Below are 24,981 nucleotides of genomic sequence, written 5' to 3'. Positions count from 1 at the left end.
CCCGTGGCCGCCCGCCGTCAGACCACGTCGCCCGGCGTGCGGTAGCTGCGCTCGTGGTAGAGCAGCGGGGCATCCGCCTCGCCGAGCGCGCCCTCGTCGACGCGCAGCGCGACGATCGCGCTCTCGTGCACCTCGAACCGCTCCAGGATCCGCCCGCCCATCCACGCGGTGACCCCGTCGAGCACGGGCGCGCCACCGGGGCCGGGGCGCCACCCGACGCCGTCGAACCGGGACCCGCGCGGTCCGGCCATGCGCTCGGCGAGGGCGCGGTTGCGCGCGCCGAGCATGTGCAGCACGAGGTGGGTCGCGGATGCCACGGCGGGCCAGGCCGACGCCGATCGCGCCATGTTGAACGTCGCCATCGGCGGCACCGCGGCGAGCGACGCGACGGAGGTGGCCGTGAACGCGGCGGGTGCGCCGTCGGGCTCAAGGACCGTCACGATCGCGACCCCTGCTGCATGCCTGCGGAAGGCGCGGCGGAAGGCGTCGAGGTCGACGGGGGAGGCGGTCACGGAACGTCCGATCGTTCTGGGCTGGCGGTAGGCTTGGCGGGCCATGATGCACACGATCGACCTCCGCGGAGCCCAGCCTACCGCCGCCGAACTGCTCGCCCTCGTGCCGCGTTCGCGCAGCGATGTGGCAGCTGCGGAGCCGGTCGCGGCCGAGCTGATCGCCGACGTGCGCGCCCGCGGAGCCGAGGCCCTGCTCGACCAGTCCGAGCGCTTCGACGGCGTGCGGCCGGAGTCGCTTCGCGTGCCGCGGGCGCACCTCGACGAGGCCGCCGCGGGGCTCGACCCCGCCGTGGCCGACGCCGCGCGCGAGTCGATCCGGCGCGTGCGCGAGGCGTGCGCCGCGCAGGTGCCTCCGCCCGGTCGCACCGTGCTCGGGGAGGGCGCCGTCGTCGAGCAGCGCTGGCAGCCGGTCGGCCGGGTCGGGCTGTACGTGCCCGGCGGCAAGGCCGTCTACCCGTCCAGCGTCATCATGAACGTGGTGCCGGCCCAGGTCGCGGGCGTCGGCTCGATCGCGATCGCGTCGCCGCCGCAGCCCGACCACGGCGGGCGCGTGCACCCGACCATCCTCGGCATCGCGGCGCTGCTCGGCGTCGACGAGGTCTACGCCATGGGCGGTGCCGGCGCGATCGGCGCGTTCGCGTACGGGCTGCCCGACGAGGGAATGGACCCCGTGCAGGTGGTCACCGGCCCGGGCAACCGGTTCGTCGCCGCGGGCAAGCGCGTCGTGCGCGGCGTCGTCGGCATCGACGCGGAGGCGGGGCCCACCGACATCCTCGTGATCGCCGACGGCGCGGCCGACCCCGACCTCGTCGCCGCCGACCTCGTGAGCCAGGCCGAGCATGACGAGCTCGCCGCGGCCGTGCTGGTGACCGACGACGAGGCCCTCGCGGCGCGCGTGTCCGAACGGCTGACGGCACGCCAGGCGGCGACCCGGCACGCCGAGCGCGTGCGTGCATCGCTGACGGGCGAGCAGTCCGCGACCGTGCTCGTCGACGACCTCGCGCAGGCGGCCGCGTTCGCGAACGCGTTCGGTCCCGAGCACCTCGAGATCCAGGTCGACGACCCCGACGCGGTGCTCGCCCTGATCGAGAACGCGGGCGCCATCTTCATCGGGCCGTTCTCCCCGGTGAGCCTGGGGGACTACTCGGCGGGCTCGAACCACGTGCTGCCCACGGGCGGCCACGCGCGCTTCAGCTCGGGACTGTCGGCAGCGACCTTCCTGCGCCCCCAGCAGGTCGTCCGCTACGACGAGCAGGGCCTCGCGGGCGTCGCGAGCGGCATCGACGCGCTCGCCCTCGCCGAGCAGCTCCCCGCGCACGCGGAGGCCGTCCGCGCCCGCTTCGGCGGCTGACGCGCCCGTAGACTGGAGCAACCATGTTCTGCCCGTTCTGCCGTCACCCCGATTCGCGCGTGATCGACTCCCGCACCACCGACGACGGGCTCTCCATCCGCCGCCGCCGCCAGTGCCCGAACTGCGGCCGCCGCTTCAGCACCACCGAGACCGCGAGCCTCGTGGTCATCAAGCGCTCGGGCGTGGTCGAGCCGTTCAGTCGCGACAAGGTCGTCACGGGCGTGAAGAAGGCGTGCCAGGGCCGGCCGGTGACCGAGTCCGACCTTGCCGTGCTCGCGCAGAAGGTCGAGGAGACCATCCGCTCGACCGGCGCGTCCCAGATCGAGGCGAACGACATCGGGCTGGCGATCCTCGCGCCGCTGCGCGACCTCGACGAGGTGGCGTACCTGCGCTTCGCGAGTGTCTACCAGGCGTTCGAGTCGCTCGAGGACTTCGAGGAGGCCATCGAGCAGCTGCGCGCCGAGCACGGTCGCCTCCCGGCCCGCTCCGCGGAGTGACGCCCGCGCTCCGGTAGCCTTTCCGAGGCATGTATCGCATCCTCTTCTCCCTGGTCCTCCGCCGCATCGACCCCGAGCGGGCGCACCACCTCGCGTTCGCGGTCATCCGTCGGCTGCCGTGGCTCGGCATCGGCCGCATGGTCGCGCGCCTGACGGGGCCCGGCCCCGAGCTGCGCGTGCAGGCGCTCGGCCTCACGTTCCCGTCGCCGTTCGGCGTCGCCGCGGGCTTCGACAAGGAAGGCCTCGCGGTCACCGGCCTGGGCCAGCTCGGATTCGGCCACGTCGAGGTCGGCACGCTCACGGCCATAGCGCAGCCCGGCAACCCGAAGCCGCGGCTGTTCCGGCTGATCCCCGACCGTGCCGTGATCAATCGCATGGGGTTCAACAACGGCGGGGCGGATGCCGCCGCGCTGCGCATCGCCCGCATGCGTCGCCGGCCCGGCCGCGGCCCCGTGCTCGGGGTCAACATCGGCAAGAGCCGCGTGACGGCGGTCGAGGACGCGATCGGCGACTACCGCCGGAGCGCGCGGGTGCTCGCGCCGCTGGCCGACTACCTGGTCGTCAACGTCAGCTCGCCGAACACGCCGGGGCTGCGCGGCCTGCAGGAGCTCGAGGCGCTCGAGCCGCTCCTCGCCGCGGTCCGCGACGAGGCGGGCGACACGCCGCTGCTCGTGAAGATCGCGCCCGACCTCACCGACGAGCAGGTCGAGCGCATCGCCCGGCTCGCGGTCGACGCCGGTCTCGCCGGCATCATCGCGACGAACACGACCATCTCCCGCGAGGGGCTGCGCACCAGCCGTTCCGTCGTCGAGGCGGCCGGTGCGGGCGGCCTGTCGGGCGCACCGCTTGCGGCGCGTTCGCTCGAGGTGCTCCGCCAGATCCGCCGGGTGGTGCCGCCGGAGCTGTGCGTGATCTCCGTCGGCGGCGTCGAGACCGCCGAGGACGTGCAGGAGCGGCTGGACGCCGGTGCCGACCTCGTGCAGGGCTACACGGCCTTCATCTACCGCGGACCGCTCTGGGCGGCGTCGGTGAACCGAGGCCTGGAGCGCCTGCGGCGCGAGCGCTGACCGGTGCGCGGCGCGCGGCCCGCGGCATCCGCCCCGCCCCGCCCCGTCGGCGGCGCACGACCCCGGAGCAGGCCGGGCTCAGAGCAGGCCGGGCTCAGAGCAGTCCGAGCTCCTCCATGCGCTTCACGATCGTGGCGCCGTCGTTCGCGGAGATCCAGGGTGCCGTGACCCCGTGGAGCTCGGCGCGCGACCGGCCGCCGGCGAGCACCGCCTCGCCCGCGGACAGCTGGCGGATGACGATGGCGGCCACGCGGTCGGGATGCTCGGCCGCGAACTCGCCGTAGATCGCCTCGTCGTGCTGGCCGTCGTCGCCGATGAGGATCCAGTGCATGTCGGGGAACTCCTCGGCGAGGCGCCGGAGGTTGTCCTCCTTGTGGATGCGGCCGCTGCGGAAGAGCCGGTCGTGGGTGGGGCCCCAGTCGGTCAGCAGGAGGGTGCCCGCGGGGTAGAGGTTCCGCGACAGGAAGCGGGTGAGGGTGGGTGCGACGTTCCACGCCCCCGTGCTGAGGTAGACGACCGGCGCGTCGGGGTGGGCGCGCGAGAGTCGCTCGAGGAGCACCGCCATGCCGGGCGTGGGCATGCGCGCATGCTCGTCGAGCACGAACGTGTTCCATGCGGCGAGGAGCGGGCGGGGGAGCGCGGTGACCATGACGGTGTCGTCGACGTCGGAGATGATGCCGAGCGTCGTGCCCGGGGCGATCACGTCGATCGGGGCGCGCTGGTCGGCGCCGCCCTCGGTCGAGAGCACCGCCTCGTGACGCCCCGGCGGGAGCGAGACCGGCACCGTGGCGTCCACCACGCCGCCGCGGTCGGCGACGACCTCGATCTCCTGGCCGCCGATGCTGATGCGCACCGCCACGTCGCCGACGGGCACGCTCGTGAAGCTGCGCCAGCCGCGGATGCCCTGCTCCCGGCGTGCCCGGGTACGGGCGCTGCCGCGGGACCCCGGCGGCTTGCTCAGCAGGACGCGGCAGAGGATGCGGACCCAGTCGACCGAGCCGTAGCCGGCGTACGGCACGATGGTCGGCACGTGCCCCCGGCGACGCGCGGACCGCTCGCGGATGCCGTGCACCCAGTCCTCGATCCGCGCGGCCCGATGCACGCGCACCGCGCCGGGCGCGGGTTCGTGGGGCGGGCGCATTCGTACAGTCTCGCACGCCGCGACGCGTCGCCCGCCGACCTGTGGTGAGTCGCCGCCATTACCCGCAAACGGGGGGTAGAGTGGGCCTTTCATTCAGGGAGGTATCGTGCCGACAGGTGACCTGCTCCGTGGCTCGGCTGGAGCGTCGACTGCGATTCGCGTGACCCCCGCTCAGCAGCGTGCCGAGCGACGCCTCGACGCGCTGCTCGACACCGCGGCGGAGATCGTCGACGATGTCGGGGCGGAGCTCATCACGACCGCGCAGGTGGCGGAGCGCTCCGGCGCCTCGATCGGCACGGTCTACCGCTACTTCCCCGATCGCCTCGCCGTGCTCCGCGCGCTGCGCGAGCGCTGCGTGCAGCGGTTCCGCGACCGCCTCGCGGCCGCGATCGGCGAGGAGGCGCTCGACGATCCATGGCACGTCGTGGAGCGCAGCGTGGTCGCGGCGGTCGACTGCTACCGGCACGAGCCCGGGTTCCGGGTCGTGCGGGTCGTCGAGCGCGACCGCTCGGTCGGCGATGACGGGCTGCTCGCCGCCGTGTTCGCCGACGACCTCGCGGCCTTCGTGCAGGAGCACTTCGGGCTGCCCGCCGACAGCACCCTGCGCCGGCGCTTCGACGTCGCGATCGAGGTCGCGGACTCCCTGATGGCGCGGGCGTTCGCTGCGGACCCGGCCGGCGACGAGTGGTACATCGACGAATGCCTGTCGATCCTGCGGGAATATCTCGGCGACTCGTTCGGCTTGAACGAGGAGCAGGCGCGCGCGACCTCGGTCGCCTGATCGGTTCGATCGTCACCGGTTCGTAATCGGCCTGCGCACTCGGCGTCGGCTGCGGCTCCGTAGGGTGACTGCAGGGCGGGCGTCGGGTGCATCCGTTCTTGCGCGCCGATCCGAATGATGCTCAGGTGGAACGACTGGCGTGCGACGCGCGTCCGGGGGAGGGCCGAGATCGTGATCGAGTTCCGAGGTGTGTCCAAGCGGTTCGACGACGGCACGGTGGCCGTCGCCGACGTCGACATCGTCATCCCCCCGCACCGCACCACGGTCTTCGTCGGCTCATCGGGCTCGGGCAAGACCACGCTGCTGCGCATGATCAACCGCATGGTCGACCCGACCTCGGGCGCGGTGCTGATCGACGGCGAGGACGTCGCTGGGGTCGACCCGGTGAAGCTCCGGCGCGGCATCGGCTACGTCATGCAGAACTCCGGCCTGCTGCCGCACCGCAGGGTCATCGACAACGTCGCCACGGTGCCGCTGCTGCGCGGCACGCCGAAGCGCGAGGCGCGCGCGCACGCGCTCGAGCTGCTCGACACGGTCGGCCTCGACCGGAGCCTCGCCGACCGGTACCCGGGCCAGCTCTCCGGCGGGCAGCAGCAGCGCGTGGGCGTCGCGCGCGGGCTCGCCGTCGACCCGAACATCCTGCTCATGGACGAGCCGTTCGGCGCCGTCGACCCGATCGTGCGCGCCGAGCTGCAGCAGGAGCTGCTGCGCCTGCAGCGCGACCTCGGCAAGACGGTGGTCTTCGTGACCCACGACATCGACGAGGCCTTCCTGCTGGGCGACCAGGTGATCATCCTCAAGACCGGGGGCGAGATCGTGCAGTCCGGCACCCCGGCAGAGATCCTCGCCGAGCCGGCGGACGACTTCGTCGCCGGGTTCGTGGGCGCCGACCGCGGCAAGCGCGCGCTCCACATCACCGAGGTCGACGGCGCCCGCGTCGTGGTCGACGCCGACGGCCGGCCGGCAGGGGTACTCGCCCCGTGACCTGGATCGTCGACAACCTCGACCTGATCGGGGAGCTCGCACTCGTGCACCTGCGCCTCGCGGTGCCGCCGATCGTGCTCGCGTTCGTGCTCAGCGTGCCGATCGGCTGGTTCGCCTGGCGCTACGCGTGGTCGCGCGGCGTGCTGCTCAGCGTGATCGGCCTGATCTACGCCATCCCGTCGCTGCCGCTGTTCGTCGCACTTCCGGCGATCCTCGGCACGTCCCGGCGCAGCGAGCTGAACGTCATCGTCGCGCTCGCGCTCTACGGCATCGCGCTCATGGTGCGGTCGGCCGCCGACGGGTTCGGCGGCGTCGATCGCGACGTCCGCCAGGCCGCAACGGGCGTCGGGTTCTCGGGCTGGCGCCGGTTCTGGCAGGTCGACCTGCCCCTGGCCGGCCCCGTGCTGCTCGCGGGCCTGCGTGTGGTGGCGGTGAGCTCCGTCAGCCTCGTCACGGTGGGCGCGGTGATCGGCGTGCAGAGCCTCGGCAGCCTCTTCACCGACGGGTTCCAGCGCGGCATCCAGGCGGAGATCTGGGCGGGCCTGATCGCGACCATGCTGCTCGCGTTCGCCATCGACGGCCTGCTCGTCGTGGCGGGCCGGCTCGTCATGCCCTGGACGCGCGCGAGCGCGCGCGACTCCGGTGGGCGCCGGGCGGGTCGCGCCCGCGAGCGGGAGGCGGCCGCCGTATGAGCCTGTTCGCCGACGCATTCGCGTGGCTGCTCGACCCCGCCAACTGGGAGGGGCCGGGCGGCATCGGGGTGCTGCTCCTCCAGCACCTGCTGATCACGTTCGGCGCGGTCGCGATCGCCTGCGGCATCGGCATCCCGCTCGGCATGCTCGTCGGCCACACCGGTCGCGGCCGCGAGGTGGCGGTGGCGCTCTCCGGCGGCCTGCGCGCCCTGCCGTCGCTCGGCGTGCTCACGCTCGTGGCGCTGTGGGTCGGCATCGGCGTGGCCGGGCCCGCGGTGGCGCTCATCGTCCTGGCCGTGCCGTCGGTGCTGGCCGGCACGTACTCCGCGATCGAGTCGGTCGACCGGCGCACGGTCGATGCCGCGCGCGGCATGGGCATGACCGAGCGGCAGATCATCCTCGGCGTGGAGACGCCGATCGGGCTGCCGACGCTCATCGGCGGCGTGCGCTCCGCCGTGCTGCAGGTGGTCGCGACGGCCACGCTCGCCGCCTACGTCGGTGCGGGCGGCCTCGGCGGCATCCTCTTCCTGGGGCTCAAGACGGGCGACTACACGCTCATGCTCGCCGCCTCCATCCTCGTGATCGCGCTCGCGCTCGTCCTCGACGGCGCGTTCGCGCTCCTCCAGCGGATCGTCGTCCCCGCAGGCGTGCGGGCGACGCGTTCCGGCACGCTTCGCGACCGTACGACCCGGCGGTCCGCGTCCATGGGGCAACCCGCAATCGAAGGGAACAACTGATGCAGGTCAACCGAATCGGCCGCCTCTCGCTCGCAGCCGTCGCCGTCGGCGCGGTCGTCGCGCTCGCAGGCTGCGGCACGAGCGACTCGGTCGACGGCGGAAGCGATGCCGGGGAGGCATCCGGTCCGCTCGTCGTCGGCTCGCAGGACTACTACTCGAACGAGATCATCGCCGAGATCTACGCCCAGGCGCTCGAGGCGAACGGCTTCGAGGTGGAGCGGGAGTTCCGCATCGGGCAGCGCGAGGTCTACATCCCGGAGATCGAGTCGGGCGCGATCGACGTGTTCCCCGAGTACACGGGCAACCTCCTGCAGTACTACGTGCCCGACACGACCGCGACCACGAGCGACGACGTCTACGCCGAGCTCACGGGCGCGCTGCCCGACGGGCTCAGCGTGCTCGACCAGGCTCCCGCGACCGACCAGGACTCGTACAACGTCACGCAGGCGTTCGCGGACGAGTACGGCGTCACCAGCCTCGCCGACCTCGCCGACGTGCCCGAGGAGCTCACGCTCGGCGGCAACTCCGAGCTCGAGACCCGCCCGTACGGCCCCGAGGGGCTCGCGGCGGTCTACGGCGTCGAGGTGGGCTTCACGGCCATCGAGGACAGCGGCGGGCCGCTCACGATCAAGGCGCTGCAGGACGACGCCGTGCAGCTCGTGAACATCTTCAGCGCGAACCCCGCGATCGCCACGAGCGAGCTGGTCACGCTCGAGGACCCCGAGGGTCTGTTCCTCGCGTCGAACGTGGTGCCGGTCGTGAGCGAGCGGGTCGACGCCGAGGTGGCCGAGGTGATCAACGCCGTGAGCGCGGCGCTGACGGCCGAGGACCTCGTCGCGCTCAACTCCGAGAGCGTCGACGAGCAGCGCTCCGCGAGCGACATCGCGGCCGACTGGCTGACCGAGCAGGGCCTCGCCTAGGCCAGGTGGCGCGGCCTGACGGGGCCGGGTGCAGGGGACGCGTCGTCCGCGGGGCCCGGCCCCGTCGGCGTCCGCGGCGCGGCCCGGTCACCGGCTCCGGGCCCGACCGCCGCGGACTCCCCGGCGCCCGGTTCCTCCGCGTCGTGCTCCTCGAGTTCGCGCGCGGCCATGTGCCGGGCCTCGCGGCGGTGCAGCAGGTGCTTGACCCCGACGATGAGCAGCAGGAACACGACGATCGCGGCGACGAAGAGGTAGCCCGCCCAGTGCAGCTCGGCCGAGAGGGCGCGGTATCCCTCGGCGGCCGCCGAGCCCACGCCGACGTAGGCGAACGCCCAGATCACGCAGGCCGGCGTGGTCCACGCCATGAAGCGCCGGTACGTCATGGTGCTCATGCCGACCGTGAGCGGGATGAGCGAGTGCAGCACCGGCAGGAAGCGCGAGAGGAACACCGCGATGCCGCCGCGGCTGCCGAGGTAGTTCTGCGCGCGGTCCCAGTGCGCCTCGCCGATCCACCTGCCGACGCGACTCGCGCGAAGGTGCGGGCCGAACCAGCGGCCGATCGCGAAGCCGAGGCTCTCGCCTGCGAGCGCACCGGCGATGACGGCGAGCGCGAGCGCCACGAACTGCACCGCATCCTCGACGCCCGTGCTCGCGACGATCACGATCGTGTCGCCCGGCACGACGAGACCGATCAGCACCGACGTCTCGAGCATGATCGCGATGCCGGCGAGCAGGGTGCGCAGCACCGGATCCACCGACGCCACCGCGTCGAGCACGGCGTCCAGCAGCTCGTTCACGTGTCGAAGGCTACGTCCCGGAGATGAACGTCAGCACAGAGATCGCAGGGAAGGCGACGATGGCCGTCGCCGTGAGGAGCACGCCGAGGGTCGCCGTCGGCGGCAGCACCGACGAGGCCGCCGTCAGGCGGGTGCGGCGGATCTCCAGCATCGTGCGGTCGACGACCGCGCGGCCCGACGCGTGCCCCGACGCCTCGGCCGCGCCCCAGGCCGATCCGATGCGCTCGACCGCCGAGGCGAGCACCTCGCGGTCGACCTCGCGCACCGCCTGGTCGTCGGCGAGCAGCTCCACGAGCCGCGAGACCGAGCGTTCGGCGCGGTTGGCGATCGGGAACCAGGGGAGCGCGCGGTTCCAGGCGCGGAACGCGAGCAGCACGAGGTGGTGGTGCTGGCGCAGGTGCGTGGTCTCGTGCGCGAGCACGGCGTCGAGCTCGCGGGGCGGCAACGCGTCGAGCAGCCCCTCCGAGAGCACGGTCACGGTGGTCATGCCGGGCAGGCAGTAGGCGACCGGAACCGGGTGGTCGAGCACGACGGTGCCCGGCCGGTCGGGATCGGCGCGCCCGAGCAGGCCGACGAGCGACACGTGCCGGCGGCGGTCGCGTTCAACCTGCAGCGCGGTCGCGACGAGGGTCAGCAGGAGCAGCGCCGAGAGGATGCCCGCTGCCGCCAGCGCAGCCACGTGGATCGCGCCGACGGCCTCCGGCAGGGGGCCCGTCCACGCGTGCGCGGCGAGCGCGAGGGCCGCCTCGGCGAGCCCGCCGGGGAACGGCAGCAGTGCGAGGCCGAGCAGCGAGCCGATCATGGCGAGCCCGCCGCCGAGCGCGATCGCCTGCCAGAGCAGCAGCGCCAGCGCGGGCGCCAGCATCGTCCACCGCGCCCGTTCGAGCATGAGCGGCACGGGCCAGGCCAGGGCGAGCGCGAGCGCGCCGACGAGTGCGACGAGGAGCATCCGCGGGTCAGCCGAGCAGTCGTCGCAGGGTGTCGGCCTCGCGCGCGTCGACGGTGCCGACGAACCTCGCGAGGGCGGCTTCGCGGTCGGATGCCTCGTCGAGCAGCTCGCGCATCAGCTCGGCCGTGTGGTCGGCCGGCGTGCCCGTCGGGCGGTAGCGGCGCGGACGCACCGAGCGGTCGGAGTCGACCATGCCCTTCGACTCGAGGCGCGAGAGCACGGTGAGCACCGTGGTCAGTGCGGGGGTGCGCGCGGACGCCCGTCCACCGGCATCCGTCGCCAGCTCCGCGGGGCGGGCCAGCTGCGCGATGAGCTCGCGGGCGGGCATGGGCTCGTCGGACGCCCAGAGGGCGCGCATGACCGCCGCCTCCAGCTCACCCAGACTCGCCATGGCTCAAGGCTACCGGCTTTCCGAGTTTTGCTCTACGCTGCGTAGAGTAACGCGAGGACGCGATCCGACGATTGGCCGGGAGGGCTCGTGAACGAACTGCTGGATCCGCTGCTGCTCGCCCGCTGGCAGTTCGGATTGACGACCGTCTACCACTTCCTGTTCGTGCCGATCACCATCGGCATGGCGACCACGGTGGCGATCTTCCAGACCGCGTGGGTGCGCACCGACAAGGTCGTCTACCTGCAGCTGACGAAGTTCTTCGGCACGCTGTTCCTCATCAACTTCGCGATGGGCGTCGTCACCGGCATCGTGCAGGAGTTCCAGTTCGGCATGAACTGGTCGGAGTACTCCCGCTTCGTCGGCGACGTCTTCGGCGCCCCGCTCGCGCTCGAGGGCCTGCTCGCCTTCTTCCTCGAAGCCACCTTCATCGGCCTCTGGATCTTCGGCTGGGACAAGCTGCCACGGGGGCTCCATCTCGCCACCATCTGGGCGACCGCGGTCGGCACCGTGCTCTCGGCGTACTTCATCATCGCCGCCAACGCCTTCATGCAGAACCCGGTCGGCTTCGAGCTGAACGACGAGGCCGGCCGCGCCGAGCTCGTCTCCATCGGCGAGGTGCTGTCGAACCCGGTGGCGCTCGCGGCGTTCCCGCATACGATCGCGGGCAGCTTCATGGTGACCGCCGGCCTCATCATCGCGGCCGCCGCCTGGCACCTGAAGCGCCGCCAGTTCGCCGACGCGATGCGCCCGGCGCTGAAGTTCGGCCTCTGGCTGATGGTCGGCTCGATGGCCGCGACGTTCTTCTTCGGCGACCAGCTCAGCCTCGCGATGACCGCGACCCAGCCCATGAAGATGGCCGCTGCCGAGGCGCTCTACGACACGGCCTGCGGTGCGGATGCCTCGTTCTCGCTGTTCTCCATCGGCACGCCCGACGGGTCGGAGGAGATCTGGTCGCTGCGCGTGCCCTACCTGCTCGCGCTGCTGTCGACCCACACGCTCGACGGCTGCGTCGAGGGCATCAACGACCTGAACGCCGAATACGTCGAGCTCTGGGGCCCCGGCGACTACACGCCCATCATCTGGATCACCTACTGGTCGTTCCGCTGGATGATCGGGCTCGGCATCGCCCACACCCTCGTCGCGATCGTCGGGCTGTGGCTCACCCGCGGCGACCGCCTGCCGAAGCAGAAGTGGGTGTGGAACGTCGCGATCTGGTCGTTCCCGCTGTCGCTGCTCGCGATGAGCGTCGGCTGGGTCTTCACCGAGATGGGCCGGCAGCCCTGGATCGTGTTCAGCCTGCTGCCCACCGAATCGGCGGTGTCGCCGAACGTGACGGGCCTCGAGGTGCTCATCTCGCTGATCGCCTTCACGGTGGTCTACGGCGTGCTCGCGGTGGTCGAGGTGGGCCTGATCATCCGCGCGATCCGCAAGGGCCCACCCGAGATCGGCGAACCCGATCCCGAGTCCGGTGTCGTGAAACCGACCACCACGGTCTACTAGGAGGCGATCATGGATCTCGCAACGCTCTGGTTCTGGATCGTCGCCGCGCTGTTCGTCGGCTACTTCGTGCTCGACGGCTTCGACTTCGGCGTCGGCATGTCGCTGCCGTTCCTCAGCAAGGACGACACCGATCGTCGCGTGCTCATCAACACCATCGGCCCGGTCTGGGACCTCAACGAGACCTGGGTGATCGTGGCGGGCGCCGCGCTGTTCGCTGCGTTCCCCGAGTGGTACGCGACGCTGTTCAGCGGGTTCTACCTCGCGCTGCTGCTCATCCTGCTCGCGCTGATCGTGCGCGGCGTCTCGTTCGAGTACCGGCACCAGCGGCCGGAGGTCGAGTGGAAGGCGCGCTTCGACTGGATGATCATCATCGGCTCGGCCGTGCCGGCGCTGCTCTGGGGCGTCGCCTTCGCGAACATCGTGCAGGGCGTGCCGCTCGACGAGGGGCACAACTACACCGGCACGCTGCTCGACCTGCTGAACCCGTACGCGCTGCTCGGCGGACTCACGACGCTGCTGCTGTTCTTCACGCACGGCGTGGTGTTCGTCTCGCTCAAGACCGACGGCGAGATCCGCGAGCGGGCGCGCAAGCTCGCCGTGCGGTCAGGCCTGATCACGATCGTCGTCGCGGCGAGCTTCCTGGTGTGGACGGGCTTCGCGTTCGGCACGGCCTGGTTCTGGGGCTTCGCGGCGGTCGCGGCACTGTGCCTGATCGGCTCGTGGCTCATGAACGCGCGCGGTGCGGAGGGCTGGTCGTTCGGCCTCATGGCCGTGACGATCGGCACCGCGGTGCTGGCGCTGTTCAGCGCGCTGTTCCCCGACGTCATGCCGGCGAGCAACGACCCGGCGAACAGCCTGACGATCGCCAACGCGTCGAGCAGTGACTACACGCTCACGATCATGAGCTGGACGGCGCTGATCTTCCTGCCGCTCGTGCTCGCCTACCAGGGCTGGACGTACTGGATCTTCCGCAAGCGGCTCACCCGGGAGCACATCCCCGCCGCCGCGCACTGACGGTGCGACCGCTCGATCCCGCGCTCCTGCGTCACGCGCGGTCGGCGCGGGGGTACCTCGCGGTCGGCGCCCTGCTCGCGGCGGTGCAGGCACTGGCGATCCTCGCATTCGCGTGGAGCCTGCAGTCGCTCGTCGTCGGCCTGATCGGCGGGGCGTCGCTGGAGTCGCTCTCGACCTGGACGGCATGGTTCGCCGCCGCGGTCGTGGTGCGCGCGCTGGTGGCCTGGGGGTGGGATGCCGCGGGCACGATCGGCGCCGCAGCGGTGGCGTCCGAGCTGCGCCTGGCGGCCCTGCGCGCGCTCGGCCGGGCGCCGGGCCGCCGCGCCGGCTCCACGGTCGACACCGCGGTCGCGGTCGGCGGCGGGCTCGACGCGCTCCAGCCGTACTTCGGGCGGTTCCTGCCGCAGTTGGTCGCGACCGTGGTGGTCGTGCCGACGCTCGTCGTCGCCGTGTGGATCGCCGACCCGCTCTCGGGGCTGATCCTCGTGATCGTGCTGCCGCTCGTGCCGGTGTTCATGGTGCTCATCGGGCTCGTGACCCGCGCGGTGCAGGAGCGTCAGTGGGAGGCGCTCACCCACCTGTCGCGGCAGTTCCTCGAGCTCGTCGGCGGGCTCTCGACGCTCATCGTGCACGGCCGGCAGCACCGCCAGGAGCACCGCATCCGCGCCGACACCGACGACTACCGGGTTCGAACGATGCGGGTGCTGCGCGTGACGTTCCTGAGCTCGTTCGTGCTGGAGCTCGCGGCGAGCCTGTCGGTCGCGCTCGTCGCGGTCTCGATCGGCCTGCGCCTGGTCGACGGCGCGATGGCCTTCTCGGCGGGACTGTTCGTGCTGTTGCTCGCGCCCGAGGTGTTCCTGCCCGTGCGCAACGTCGGCGCCCAGTTCCACGCGTCCGCCGAGGGCATCACGGCGGCGCGCAACGTGCTCGCGCTGATCGACGCGCCCGACGAGGAGCGGTCGGATGCCCCCGCGGGCGAGACCGTCGCGGCCGACGATGCGGTGCTCGACCTTCGGGGCGTCTCGGTGGAGTACGACGGGCGAGCCGCCGTCGAGGGGCTCGACCTGGTCGTGCACCGGGGCGAGCTCGTCGCCCTCGGCGGGCCGAGCGGCGCGGGCAAGTCGTCGGTGCTGGGCGCCGTGCTGGGGTTCGTGCCGCACGAGGGCGAGATCCTCGTCGACGGTCGCGCCGACGCGGCCGATCGGCGCGGACGGCTCGCGTGGGCAAGCCAGGAGGCGGTGCTGCTGCCCGGCACGGTCGCCGAGAACGTGGCGCTGGGGGAGCAGCGTGCGGACCCGGACGCCGTGCGCCGGGCGCTCCGCGACGCCGCGAGCGACGACGTGGCACCCGAGCAGGCGATCGGCGCGCGCGGTGACGGGCTCTCGGGCGGGCAGTCCGACCGGGTCGCCATCGCACGCGCGCTGCACCGGCTGCACGCGCGCGACCTGCCGCTGCTGCTGCTGGACGAGCCGACCGCCGCGACCGACCCGGGCCGTGAGGCACGGCTCGTGCAGACCCTGCGCGCCCTCGCCCGCGAGGGCCGCGCGGTGCTCGTCGTGAGCCACCGGCCGGCGGTGCTCGAGGCGGCCGACCGCGTGGTGCGCATCGAGGCGGTGACCCATGTCGGCTGACGTGCATCCGTCGCTCCGCCTGGCGATGCCGCCTGCGCGGCGGTTCGCGCTGCCGGTGCTGCTCGGCGCGCTGTCGGCCGGGTCGACGATCGCGCTGCTCGCGGCATCCGCCTGGCTCATCGCCCGTGCGGCCGAGCAACCGCCGATCCTCTACCTCTCGCTCGGCGTCGTGGGCGTGCGCGCCTTCGCCATCGGCCGCGGCGTCTTCCGCTACCTCGAGCGCCTCACCGGGCACGAGGCGGCGTTCCGGCAGCTCGCCGACCTGCGCGTGGGCATCGTGCGGCGCGTCATCCCGCTCGCGCCCGACGGACTGGCCGCGACCCGGCGCGGCGACCTGCTCGCACGGTTCACCGGCGACGTAGACGCCCTGCAGGACCTGCCGCTGCGCGTGGTGCAGCCGGTCGCGGGCGCGGCGGTCGCGATCGTGCTCGCGCTGGCCGGCATCGCCTGGCTCGCGCCCGGTGCGGCGCTCGCGGTCACGGTCGCGCTCGTGCTCGGCCTCATCGTCGCGACCCTCGGCCAGGGTGCGCTCTCGGCCAGGGCGGAGCGGCGCATCGCGCCCCTGCGCGGGGAGCTCGCCGACGCTGTGCTCGCACACGTGCAGGCGTTGCCGACCCTCGTCGCGTACGACGCCGAGGGGCCGTCGCTCGACCGCGTCGCCGACGCAGACCGCCGGCTCCGCCGCGCGCGCGTGCGCGCTGCCGTCGGCTCGGGGCTCGCGGCCGCCGCGGTGGCGATCACCGCGGGCGCGGCGGTGCTCGGTGCGGTCGTCGCCGCGGCGGGCCCGTTGGCCGACGGCACGCTCGGCGGCCCGGAGTTCGCCATCGTCGCGCTCGTGCCGCTCGCGATCCTCGAGGTCGCGGGTGTCGTGCCGGTCGCTTGGGCGACCTGGCGCACGGTGCGGCAGAGCGCCGAGCGCGTCGACGGCGCCGTGCCGTCCGAGCTTCCCGCCGGGCTGCCGCGACCGGTCGCCGACCCCGCGCCGATGCCGGCCGTCGACGGCCCGCCGCTGCTCGAACTCCGCGACCTGCGCGCCTCGTGGCCCGACCTCGCGGGGGTCGGCGCCAGCCACGCCCTCGCGGGCGTCGACCTGACGGTGCGCCCGGGCGAGCGCGTCCTCGTCCGCGGGCCGAGCGGCGCCGGAAAGACCACGCTCGCCCACGTGCTGGTCGGCTTCCTCGCGTACGAGGGCTCGTTCCGCGTCGACGGCGTCGAGGCGTCGGTGCTCGACGCCGACCGCCTGCGCGAGCGCATCGGGTTGTGCGAGCAGCGCCCGTGGCTGTTCGACACCGACATCCGCCAGAACCTGCTGTTCGCGCGCGACGACGCCGACGACGACGAGCTGCTCGCCGTGCTCGACCGGGTCGGACTCGGCGACTGGGTGCGTGAGCGCGGCGGGCTCGACGCATCGGTGGGGGAGCGCGGCGCGCTCGTCTCGGGCGGGCAGGCGCAGCGCATCGCGCTGGCGCGCGCCATGCTCGCCGACTTCCCGGTGCTGGTGCTCGACGAGCCGACCGCGAACGTCGACCAGGAGCGCGCCGACGCGCTGCTCGCCGACCTCCTCGCTGCGGGCGCCGACGGGCGCACGGTCGTGCTCATCTCGCACGATCGCGTCGACCCGGCGCTGGTCGACCGCACGGTCGTGTGCGCCGACGGGCGCATCCCCGCGAACGCCGGCTGACGGCTGCGGCATCCGCGCCCCGCGGGTCGTACGCTGAGGGGATGCCACCCCGTATCCGGAGCCTCACGCTGCCCGGATGGCGCGACCCCGAGCGCGTGTTCCTGGCGCTCGGCGCGGCAGCCGAGCGGGTCGCGTGGCTCGATGCGGGCCCGGATGCCACGGAGGGCCGGAGCATCCTCGCGATCGGCGCCGGCGACGACCGCACGGTCACCGCGAACCGCGACGACGCGCCCGACGACGTGTACGCGAGCCTGCGCGAGCCGCTCGCCGACGGTGCGGTGGACGCCCGCGAGCACCGCGACGCCCCCAGCCCCGTCGGCTGGATCGGCTGGTTCGCCTACGAGTTCGGCGCGCGCACGCTCGGGCTCCCTGCGGCACCCACCACCACGCCGGAGGCCGCGTTCCTGTTCGCCGAGCGCGTGGTGGTGTTCGACCACGCCCTGGGCCGGGTGCGGCTCGAGTGGCTGGAGGGGGCGGATGCCGCGGGCGAGCGCGCCGCCGGCGACGCGACCCCCGGCGAGACGTGGGCGCGCGAGACCGCGGAGGCGATCGCACACCTGCCCGCGACGGCGCCGGGCACGCATGACGCGGTGCTCGAGGACGAGCTTCCGCCGGAGGCATCCGTGCCCCCTGCCGTGCGCTGGCGCCACGATGCGGCCGAGTACGAGCGGATGATCGCCGACTGCCGGGAGGCGATCGCGCGCGGCGACGCGTACCAGCTGTGCCTCACGAACCGCGTCGACGTCGACGTCGAGGTCGACCCCGTCCAGGCGTACCGCCGCCTCCGCCGCTCGAGCCCGACGCACCACGGCGCGTTCCTGCGCCTGGCCGGCGTCGCGCTGCTCAGCGCCTCGCCCGAGCAGTTCCTCGAGGTCGGCACCGACGGCACGGTGTCGACCAGGCCCATGAAGGGCACGAGGCCGCGCTCGGCCGATCCGGAGCGCGACGAGGCGCTGCGCGCGGAGCTGCTCGCGAGCGAGAAGGAGCGCGCCGAGAACCTCATGATCGTCGACCTCATGCGCAACGACCTCGCGCGGGTCGCCGAGGTCGGCGGGGTCGCCGTGCCGAGCCTGCTCGCGGTGGAGGAGTACCCGCACGTGCACCAGCTGGTGTCGACGGTGACGGCTCGCCTGCGGCATCCGCTCACCGCCCTCGACGCCGTGCGCGCGGCCTTCCCGGCGGGGTCGATGACCGGGGCGCCGAAGGAGAGCGCGATGCGGATCCTGCACGCGCTCGAGGGCGGACCGCGTGGCGTGTACTCCGGCGCGTTCGGGCGCATCGGCGTCGACGGCAGCGCGGATCTCGCGATGGTGATCCGCACGATCGTGGTCGCGCCGGGCGCCGTGTCGATCGGCACGGGCGGCGGCATCACGACGCTCTCGCACCCGGCCGAGGAGGTCGAGGAGACCCGGCTGAAGGCCCGCGCGCTGCTCGCGGTGCTGGGCGGGCGCGCCGACGGGCTGTGAGCGACCGGGCGAGGCGCGAGGTTTCGGTAGGCTTGGGGCTCGGGTCCGCGCGCGCACGCGCGCCCGCGATCCCCACAGCGAACCCCCCATGAATGAGAGTCACGTGGCACACGAGCACGACACCACGCACCAGCAGTCCGGCGACGCCGACCAGTACGACTTCGCCGCGATCCAGGAGAAGTGGCTGCCGCGCTGGGACGAGCTCGACCCGTTCCGCGCCGGCCGGCCCGGCGACACGCGCCCCCGCAAGTACGTGCTCGACATGTTCCCGTACCCGTCGGGCGACCTGCACATGGGGCACGCCGAGGCGTTCGGCTACGGCGACACGGTGGCGCGCTACTGGCGTCAGCAGGGCTTCGACGTGCTGCACCCCATCGGCTGGGACTCGTTCGGCCTGCCCGCCGAGAACGCGGCGATCAAGCGCGGCATCGACCCGAAGCCGTGGACCTACGACAACATCGCGCAGCAGAAGGCCAGCTTCCGCCTCTACGCGCCGTCGTTCGACTGGTCGCGCGAGCTGCACACGAGCGACCCCGAGTACTACAAGTGGAACCAGTGGCTGTTCCTCAAGCTCTACGAGCAGGGCATCGCCTACCGCAAGGACGGCCAGGTCAACTGGTGCCCCAACGACCAGACCGTGCTCGCGAACGAGCAGGTCATCGACGGGCACTGCGAGCGCTGCGGCTTCGAGGTCACCAAGAAGTCGCTGACGCAGTGGTACTTCCGCGTCACCGACTACGCCGACCGCCTGCTCGACGACCTGAACCAGCTCGAGGGCCGCTGGCCGTCGAAGGTGCTGGCGATGCAGCGCAACTGGATCGGTCGCTCGACCGGCGCCGACGTCGAGTTCGAGATCGAGGGCCGTGAAGAGCGCATCAGCGTCTTCACGACCCGGCCCGACACGCTGTTCGGTGCCACCTTCATGGTCGTCGCGCCCGACTCGGCGCTGGCCGCCGAGCTCGCCGCTGGCGCCTCGCCCGAGGTGCAGGAGCGCTTCGAGACGTACCTGCACGAGGTGCAGTCGGAGACCGAGATCGACCGCCTGAGCGCCGAGCGCCCGAAGACCGGCGTGTTCCTCGGTCGCTACGCGATCAACCCGGTCAACGGCGAGCGCCTCCCGATCTGGGCCGCCGACTACGTGCTGGCCGACTACGGCCACGGCGCGATCATGGCCGTGCCCGCGCACGACCAGCGCGACCTCGACTTCGCCCGCGCCTTCGACCTGCCGGTGCGCGTGGTCGTCGACACGAACGCGCCGATCACCGGGGCGATCCCCGTCATCCCGCTCGACGAACACGGCGTGCCGATGCTGCCCGACGAGGCGCCGTCGGAGAACCCCGCCGACACCGGCGAGGCGCTGGCGGGCGACGGCCGCATGATCAACTCGGGTCCGCTCGACGGGCTGAGCAAGCGCAACGCGATCCGCAAGGTGATCGACCTGCTCGAGCAGCGGGGCGTCGGCCGTGCGTCGAAGAACTACCGCGTGCGCGACTGGCTCATCTCGCGCCAGCGCTACTGGGGCACCCCGTTCCCGATCATCCACTGCGCCCAGTGCGGCGAGGTGCCGGTGCCCGAGGACCAGCTGCCGGTGCGCCTGCCCGACGCCGAGGGCCTGGACCTGCGCCCCAAGGGCACGAGCCCGCTGGGCGCGGCCGACGACTGGGCGAACGTGGCCTGCCCGAACTGCGGCGGCGACGCGCGTCGCGACACCGACACGATGGACACGTTCGTCGACAGCTCGTGGTACTTCCTGCGGTTCCTCAACGCGAACGACGACGACCGCGCGTTCGACCCCGCCGAGGCGGAGAAGTGGGCGCCGGTCGACCAGTACGTCGGCGGCGTCGAGCACGCCATCCTGCACCTGCTGTACTCGCGCTTCCTCACGAAGGTGCTGTTCGACCTCGGGTACCTGAGCTTCACCGAGCCGTTCACCTCACTGCTCAACCAGGGCATGGTGATCATGGACGGCTCGAAGATGTCGAAGTCGAAGGGCAACCTGGTCGAGTTCGCCGGCGAGCTGCGCGACCACGGCACCGACGCGCTGCGCGTCACGCTCGCGTTCGCCGGCCCGCCCGAGGACGACATCGACTGGGCCGACGTGTCGCCCGTGGGCTCGGCGAAGTTCCTCGCCCGCGCCTGGCGCATCTCGGGCGAGGTCACCTCGCCGACGGACGTCGAGTGGAAGAGCGGCGACCGTGCCCTGCGCCGTGTCACGCACCGGTTCCTGGCGGATGCCCCGGGGCTGGTCGAGGCCTTCAAGTTCAACGTCGTCGTGGCCCGCCTCATGGAGCTGGTGAACGCGACCCGCAAGACCATCGACTCGGGTCCCGGCGCGGGCGACGCGGCGGTCCGCGAGGCCGCCGAGGTCACCGCGATGGCGCTGAACCTGTTCGCCCCGTACACGGCGGAGGACATGTGGGAGCGCCTCGGCTACGAGCCGACGGTCGCCCTGGTGCACTGGCGCAAGGCCGACCCGTCGCTGCTGGTCGAGGAGTCGGTGACGGCGGTCGTGCAGGTCGACGGCAAGGTGCGCGACCGCCTCGAGGTCTCGCCGAAGATCGCCACCGACGAGCTCGAGAAGCTCGCCCGCGCCTCGGCGGCGGTGCAGCGCTCGGTCGGCGACCGCGAGATCGCGAACGTGATCGTGCGCGCGCCGAAGCTCGTGAACATCGCCACGAAGCGCTAGCGCGGGGAGGGGCGCCGGAGCACGCTATTCGTGTGGAGTTTCCGCATCCGCCGGTGAAATGTCCTCGGTTTCCCAGTACATCGTGAACTGAGGTCGGCTTCCTCGGCGTGAGCGTCCTGAGAACTGCTCCGCAAGTCGGTGCTCGATGATGGGGGACGTCCACGCGGCGACCGTGTGCGCACTCACTTCCCGGAACTCGGCTGCGAGCGCGTCACTCAGCGTCTGGATGCGTTCGGCAAGCATCGCCTCGATCCGTTCGACGGCGTCAGCGACTCGCGTCGCTGTGTGCGCGGGCAGGGCGTGCCGTACGGTCATGGCCCGGACGGTCGCCACCCGTCCGTCCGTCCCCAGATGTGCCAGCGCGAGTGACATGGAGAGCCCCGACTGCGAGTGCGCCACGGACCTGTTGCGGTAGTCGCGGATCATGGCGTGGGTCTCGTGGAGATCCTCAGGCAGCTCGATGTGCGCGGCGAGATCTCCCCGTGCATCGGACCGACCGAAGGCGCGCATGTACGCGACGACCGCAGCGTTGGTGAGCGGGAGCCAGCAGGATGAGCCGGGACCGGCCTCGAACGCCAACTCGAGCGCCTCGCCCGCCTCTGACAGGTCTTCGGCGTAGGAGGCAAGTTCGATCAGCAATCGGGTGCCTGGGGTACTTGGAAGCATCGCGAGCGTCGGCGTCATGGGCACGGTATCCAGCATGCGGATGATGTCGTACGAAGGGAAGTGCCGACTCCTCCACATCGACGCTCGTTGGGCGAGGAATGGTTGAGGCGACGGATGCTCCTGGGTGCGCGCTCGTGCGCGCCTAGCGTGCGAGCGTGCCCGAGTCCGACTCCGACGACCCCGGCGCGGACCTCGCGCCGAGCGCGCGCCGGCCGCGCCTGCGCATCGGCGTGGGGGCGGCCGTGGTGCTGTTCCTGGGGTCGCTCGCGGGGGCGGCGCTGCTGTCGGCCTGGTCGGGCGGCGGGGGGACGGTCGAGGCGCCCGCGGATGGGCCCGCGCCCGCGACCGAGTCCAGCGTCGTGCTCGAGGAGCCGGTGCTGCTCGTGCACGTGGCGGGTGCCGTGCGTCGGCCTGGGCTCGTGCAACTCGCGCAGGGGGCGCGCGTGGTCGACGCGATCGCCGCTGCCGGCGGGCTGGCGGAGGACGCGGCGGCCGATGCGGTGAACCTCGCGCGGCCGGTCGCCGATGGCGAGCAGCTCGTCGTGCCGGTCGTGGGGGAGGCCGCCGATGCAGCGCCACCGGGCGTCTCGGGCGACGGGCGGGTGCGGCTCAGTACGGCTGACCAGGCGACGCTCGAGACGCTGCCCGGAATCGGCCCGGCGCTCGCGCAGCGCATCATCGACTGGCGCGCCGCGAACGGCGGGTTCAGCGACGTCGAGCAGTTGCGCGAGGTCGCGGGCATCGGGGAGGTCACCCTGGGGCGCCTGCGCGAACTGGTCGTCCCGTGACCGAGCACCGCACGCGTGTCGACCTGCGGCTCGCGCTGCCGGCGGTCGCGGGATGGATCGCCGCAGTCGTGCTCGCGGGCGTGCCGGGTGCCGCGTGGTGGGCAGCGGCCATCGGCTGGGTGCTTGCGGGAGCATTGCTGCTCGCAGCCGTGCTCCGCGGTCGCTCGGGCCGAGCGAGTGGTGCGATCGCGGCGACCGCGGTCGGAGCCGCCGTGGTCGGGCTCGTCGCGGCATCGATCGCGATCGCCGACGCTCGCCGCTCGGCGCCGCTCGACGCCGCGCCCGGTTCGACCTGGCAGGTGCGCGTCGATGGTCGGGCCGGCTCCGCATTCCCGACCTTCGACGGAGAGGCGCAGGTGCGGTTCTCGGCAACGGTCGTGGCGGTGCATCCGGCCGACGGCGCCCCGATCACCGGCCTCGCCGTTCCCGTGCGCGTGACCGCGCCCGCGGCGGAGCCGAAGCCCGTGTTCGGCGCGCACGTGCGGATCGCGGTCGCCTCGGCCCGACCCGCGGAGGCGGGCGATCGTGCCGTGCTGCTCGTGCGCGCCGCGAGCGCGCCGGAGGTCGTGCACCTCCCGGCGTGGTCCGCATGGGCGGGGGAGCTCGGCGCGAACTTCGCCGCTGCCGCCGCCGCGACGCTTCCGGGCGACGGGGGTGCGCTCGTGCCCGGACTCGCCGTCGGCGACACCACGGCGGTCGGCGACGACCTCGACGCGGCCATGAAGGCGAGCTCGCTGAGCCACCTCACGGCCGTGTCCGGGGCGAACTGCGCGATCGTGACGGCCGCGGGCCTCGCGGCGGCCTCGCTCGCGGGACTCGGCCGGCGCACTCGGCTGGTCGTCGCGGGCACGGCACTGCTGGCGTTCGTCGCGCTCGTCACCCCGGAGGCGAGCGTCGTGCGCGCTGCCACCATGGCCGCCGTCGTGCTGGTCGCCCTCGCGCTCGGTCGCGGGGGAGGCGGCGTGCCCGCGCTCGCCTCGGCAGTGGTCGGGCTGCTCACGATCGACCCCTGGTACGCGCGCGATGCGGGCTTCGCGCTCTCGGTGCTCGCCACCGCCGGGCTGCTGCTGCTCGCGCCGCCGATCGCGCAGCGGCTCCGGCGCGTGATGCCCGTGCCGCTCGCGGAGGCGCTCGCACTCTCGGTCGCCGCCCAGCTCGCGTGCCAGCCGGTGCTCACGCTGCTCGAGCCCGCCGTGCCCGTGTTCGGCGTCGCGGCGAACCTCCTCGCCGCGCCCGCGGCCCCCGTCGCGACGGTCGTGGGCCTGCTCGCGTGCCTCGTGCTGCCGGTGCTGCCCGGGGTCGCGCACGCGCTGCTGTGGGTCGCGTGGCTGCCCGCCGCCTGGATCGCGGCGCTCGCGCGCGCGACCGCCGTGCTGCCCGGTGCGACCGCCGCCGTGCCGCCCGGAGCGCTCGGGGTGGTGCTCGTCACCGTCGGCGTGCTGGCGATCGTGCTCGCGTGGCTCGTCGCCCGTCGACGGGTGCGCACGGCGGCTGCCGCGATGCTCGTGGTGCTCGTCGGCGCGTGGGCGGGCTGGGGCTGGGCCGCCGATGGCTTGCGCACCGCGAACCGACCTGCCGACTGGGTGCTGGCCGCGTGCGACGTCGGTCAGGGCGACGCCGTGCTCGTGCGCGCGGGCGGCGCGATCATGCTGGTCGACACCGGGCCCGACCGACAGGCACTGAGCGGATGCCTCGGGGCGCTGCGCATCGACCACGTCGACGTGCTCGTGCTCTCGCACTTCGACGCCGACCACGTCGGCGCGACCGAGGCTCTGGCCGGGCGGGTCGGGCTCGTCGTCGTCGCCGAAGCCGACGACCCGCGCGAGGCGGCCGCACTCGCGCCGCTGGGCGGCACCGAGGTCGAGCGCGTCTCGGTCGGCGACGCAGGTTCCGTCGGTGGCATCCGCTGGAGCGTGCGGTGGCCGCGCGCGGGCGCGGCCGGCGGCAACGACGCGAGCGTCGCGCTGCTGGTCGACGCCGGTGGCCTGCGCACGGCGTTCCTCGGCGACCTCGGCGAGCACGCCCAGCGCGCGATGGCGTCGGGCGGGCTGCCGCGGGTCGACGTCGTGAAGGTCGCGCACCACGGTTCGGCCGACCAGTTCGACGGCGTGTACGAGCGACTCGGCGCTCGCGTGGGACTCGTCTGCGTGGGTGCGGACAACGGCTACGGGCATCCGACCGACCGCGCCCTCGACGTCGTGCGCGCCGGGGGTGGCCTGCCCGTGCGCACCGACGAGTCGGGCCTGGTGCTCGTGGCGCAGCACGACGACGGGCCGCGGGTCTGGGTCGAGCGCGGCGCGCGAGACGACGCTGCCGCGCGTGCTGGGCCGCCCGGCAGGGTCGCGGATAGACTCGGCCCTGACCCGCACGGCGGGCCGCGAGTGGGCAGTGCGTTTCGACAGGACTGGAGCCGCCGATGGCCGAGACAACCCCGACGCCCCGTCCGCCCGCCGGGATGTCGGTCTGGTACTTCGTCGGCTCGGCGTTCGCGTTCGTCGCGGCCGCCTTCCTCGTCGGGTCGAACTTCGTGATCGGCGTGATCGCGATCGCCCTCGGGGGCCTGCTCATGGTGGTCGGCGGCATCCGGTTCCGCATGGAGCGCATGCCGCGACGCGAGCCCTGAGCGGGCCGGGCGCGGACCGACCGGGACGCACACGGTCGGACGCGTCGGGCCGGCTCGTGCGTGGGCGGTCGCCGGTAGACTCGGCGCCGACCCGAACGGCGGGTCGC

At 73.2% G+C, this 24,981-nt stretch carries 21 protein-coding genes and 1 pseudogene; 16 read left to right on the top strand and 6 right to left on the bottom strand.

Features of this window, described 5'->3' with window-relative positions:
* Nucleotides 1–17: 17 nt before the first annotated feature.
* Nucleotides 18–512, bottom strand: a complete 495-nt coding sequence (locus tag QMG39_RS16645; protein WP_281886937.1) for a flavin reductase family protein — start codon at nt 510–512, stop codon at nt 18–20.
* Nucleotides 513–555: 43 nt separating this feature from the next.
* Between QMG39_RS16645 and hisD the strand changes: the two genes are divergently transcribed.
* Genes hisD through QMG39_RS16630 form a run of 3 tightly spaced genes read left to right on the top strand, consistent with a single transcriptional unit; the run spans nt 556 to nt 3,427 of the window.
* Nucleotides 556–1,863 carry a histidinol dehydrogenase gene (gene hisD, locus QMG39_RS16640; RefSeq protein WP_281886935.1) on the top strand — a complete coding sequence of 436 codons (1,308 nt, stop codon included), beginning with the start codon at nt 556–558 and terminating at the stop codon, nt 1,861–1,863.
* A 23-nt stretch (nt 1,864–1,886) separates the two neighbouring features.
* Nucleotides 1,887–2,360 carry a transcriptional regulator NrdR gene (gene nrdR / locus QMG39_RS16635; RefSeq protein WP_281886934.1) on the top strand — a complete coding sequence of 158 codons (474 nt, stop codon included), beginning with the start codon at nt 1,887–1,889 and terminating at the stop codon, nt 2,358–2,360.
* A 29-nt stretch (nt 2,361–2,389) separates the two neighbouring features.
* Nucleotides 2,390–3,427 (top strand): quinone-dependent dihydroorotate dehydrogenase, encoded by a 1,038-nt coding sequence (locus QMG39_RS16630; protein WP_281886932.1) that lies wholly within the window; start codon nt 2,390–2,392, stop codon nt 3,425–3,427.
* A 94-nt stretch (nt 3,428–3,521) separates the two neighbouring features.
* Here the strand turns inward: QMG39_RS16630 and QMG39_RS16625 are convergent, their stop codons facing one another.
* Nucleotides 3,522–4,568 (bottom strand): App1 family protein phosphatidate phosphatase, encoded by a 1,047-nt coding sequence (locus QMG39_RS16625; RefSeq protein ID WP_281886930.1) that lies wholly within the window; start codon nt 4,566–4,568, stop codon nt 3,522–3,524.
* 160 nt (nt 4,569–4,728) lie between these two features.
* On the opposite strand from QMG39_RS16625, the gene QMG39_RS16620 reads away from it, so the two are divergent.
* The 5 genes from QMG39_RS16620 to QMG39_RS16600 all read left to right on the top strand — a co-directional run bounded on the left by QMG39_RS16620 (nt 4,729) and on the right by QMG39_RS16600 (nt 8,682).
* A complete protein-coding gene (locus tag QMG39_RS16620; RefSeq protein ID WP_281886928.1) occupies nt 4,729–5,349 on the top strand; it encodes a TetR/AcrR family transcriptional regulator in 621 nt (206 codons plus the stop codon).
* A gap of 171 nt (nt 5,350–5,520) precedes the next feature.
* Nucleotides 5,521–6,333, top strand: a complete 813-nt coding sequence (locus tag QMG39_RS16615; protein ID WP_281886926.1) for an ABC transporter ATP-binding protein — start codon at nt 5,521–5,523, stop codon at nt 6,331–6,333.
* Nucleotides 6,330–7,025, top strand: a complete 696-nt coding sequence (locus QMG39_RS16610) for an ABC transporter permease (RefSeq protein ID WP_281886924.1) — start codon at nt 6,330–6,332, stop codon at nt 7,023–7,025. Before QMG39_RS16615 ends, QMG39_RS16610 begins: the two co-directional genes overlap by 4 nt.
* A complete protein-coding gene (locus QMG39_RS16605; RefSeq protein ID WP_281886922.1) occupies nt 7,022–7,762 on the top strand; it encodes an ABC transporter permease in 741 nt (246 codons plus the stop codon). Before QMG39_RS16610 ends, QMG39_RS16605 begins: the two co-directional genes overlap by 4 nt.
* Nucleotides 7,762–8,682, top strand: a complete 921-nt coding sequence (locus tag QMG39_RS16600) for an ABC transporter substrate-binding protein (protein ID WP_281886921.1) — start codon at nt 7,762–7,764, stop codon at nt 8,680–8,682. The genes QMG39_RS16605 and QMG39_RS16600 overlap by 1 nt, the downstream gene beginning before the upstream one ends.
* Nucleotides 8,683–8,831: 149 nt before the next feature.
* Here the strand turns inward: QMG39_RS16600 and QMG39_RS16595 are convergent.
* The 3 genes and pseudogenes from QMG39_RS16595 to QMG39_RS16585 form a co-directional block, all read right to left on the bottom strand.
* Nucleotides 8,832–9,479, bottom strand: a pseudogene (locus QMG39_RS16595) (DedA family protein); the annotation flags it as partial.
* A 10-nt stretch (nt 9,480–9,489) separates the two neighbouring features.
* Nucleotides 9,490–10,428, bottom strand: coding sequence for a M56 family metallopeptidase (locus QMG39_RS16590; protein ID WP_281886919.1), 939 nt, complete (start codon nt 10,426–10,428; stop codon nt 9,490–9,492).
* A 7-nt stretch (nt 10,429–10,435) separates the two neighbouring features.
* The gene (locus tag QMG39_RS16585) at nt 10,436–10,819 is read right to left on the bottom strand and encodes a BlaI/MecI/CopY family transcriptional regulator (protein ID WP_281886917.1); all 384 of its coding nucleotides are present in this window, start codon (nt 10,817–10,819) and stop codon (nt 10,436–10,438) included.
* A gap of 87 nt (nt 10,820–10,906) precedes the next feature.
* Here QMG39_RS16585 and QMG39_RS16580 point away from each other — a divergent pair, with 87 nt between their 5' ends.
* From QMG39_RS16580 to leuS, 6 genes are all read left to right on the top strand, one after another.
* Nucleotides 10,907–12,319 (top strand): cytochrome ubiquinol oxidase subunit I, encoded by a 1,413-nt coding sequence (locus QMG39_RS16580; protein WP_281886915.1) that lies wholly within the window; start codon nt 10,907–10,909, stop codon nt 12,317–12,319.
* A gap of 9 nt (nt 12,320–12,328) precedes the next feature.
* Nucleotides 12,329–13,333 (top strand): cytochrome d ubiquinol oxidase subunit II, encoded by a 1,005-nt coding sequence (gene cydB, locus QMG39_RS16575; protein ID WP_281886913.1) that lies wholly within the window; start codon nt 12,329–12,331, stop codon nt 13,331–13,333.
* A 2-nt stretch (nt 13,334–13,335) separates the two neighbouring features.
* Nucleotides 13,336–14,964, top strand: coding sequence for a thiol reductant ABC exporter subunit CydD (cydD, locus tag QMG39_RS16570; RefSeq protein ID WP_281886911.1), 1,629 nt, complete (start codon nt 13,336–13,338; stop codon nt 14,962–14,964).
* Complete coding sequence (gene cydC / locus QMG39_RS16565) at nt 14,954–16,645, top strand: thiol reductant ABC exporter subunit CydC (protein WP_281886909.1); 1,692 nt, start codon at nt 14,954–14,956, stop codon at nt 16,643–16,645. Before cydD ends, cydC begins: the two co-directional genes overlap by 11 nt.
* A 41-nt stretch (nt 16,646–16,686) precedes the next feature.
* Nucleotides 16,687–18,111, top strand: a complete 1,425-nt coding sequence (pabB, locus tag QMG39_RS16560; protein WP_281886907.1) for an aminodeoxychorismate synthase component I — start codon at nt 16,687–16,689, stop codon at nt 18,109–18,111.
* 103 nt (nt 18,112–18,214) lie between these two features.
* Nucleotides 18,215–20,797 (top strand): leucine--tRNA ligase, encoded by a 2,583-nt coding sequence (gene leuS, locus QMG39_RS16555; protein ID WP_373878338.1) that lies wholly within the window; start codon nt 18,215–18,217, stop codon nt 20,795–20,797.
* Between the two features lie 24 nt (nt 20,798–20,821).
* On the opposite strand, the gene QMG39_RS16550 is transcribed toward leuS, so the two are convergent.
* Nucleotides 20,822–21,499: a hypothetical protein gene (locus QMG39_RS16550; protein WP_281886904.1), complete on the bottom strand. Its 678-nt coding sequence runs from the start codon at nt 21,497–21,499 to the stop codon at nt 20,822–20,824.
* A 119-nt stretch (nt 21,500–21,618) separates the two neighbouring features.
* Between QMG39_RS16550 and QMG39_RS16545 the strand changes: the two genes are divergently transcribed.
* Both QMG39_RS16545 and QMG39_RS16540 read left to right on the top strand, forming a co-directional pair.
* Entirely contained in the window at nt 21,619–22,251 is a 633-nt protein-coding gene (locus QMG39_RS16545) for a helix-hairpin-helix domain-containing protein (protein WP_281886902.1), read from the top strand.
* Nucleotides 22,248–24,782 (top strand): ComEC/Rec2 family competence protein, encoded by a 2,535-nt coding sequence (locus QMG39_RS16540; protein WP_281886900.1) that lies wholly within the window; start codon nt 22,248–22,250, stop codon nt 24,780–24,782. Before QMG39_RS16545 ends, QMG39_RS16540 begins: the two co-directional genes overlap by 4 nt.
* Nucleotides 24,783–24,981: the final 199 nt, after the last annotated feature.

Origin of the sequence: Agromyces rhizosphaerae (assembly GCF_027925245.1) — a bacterium.
In the GTDB taxonomy this organism is placed as follows: Bacteria; Actinomycetota; Actinomycetes; order Actinomycetales; family Microbacteriaceae; genus Agromyces; species Agromyces rhizosphaerae.
Note: the sequence above shows the minus strand (reverse complement) of the source record. Positions and strands in the feature narration are given on the sequence as shown.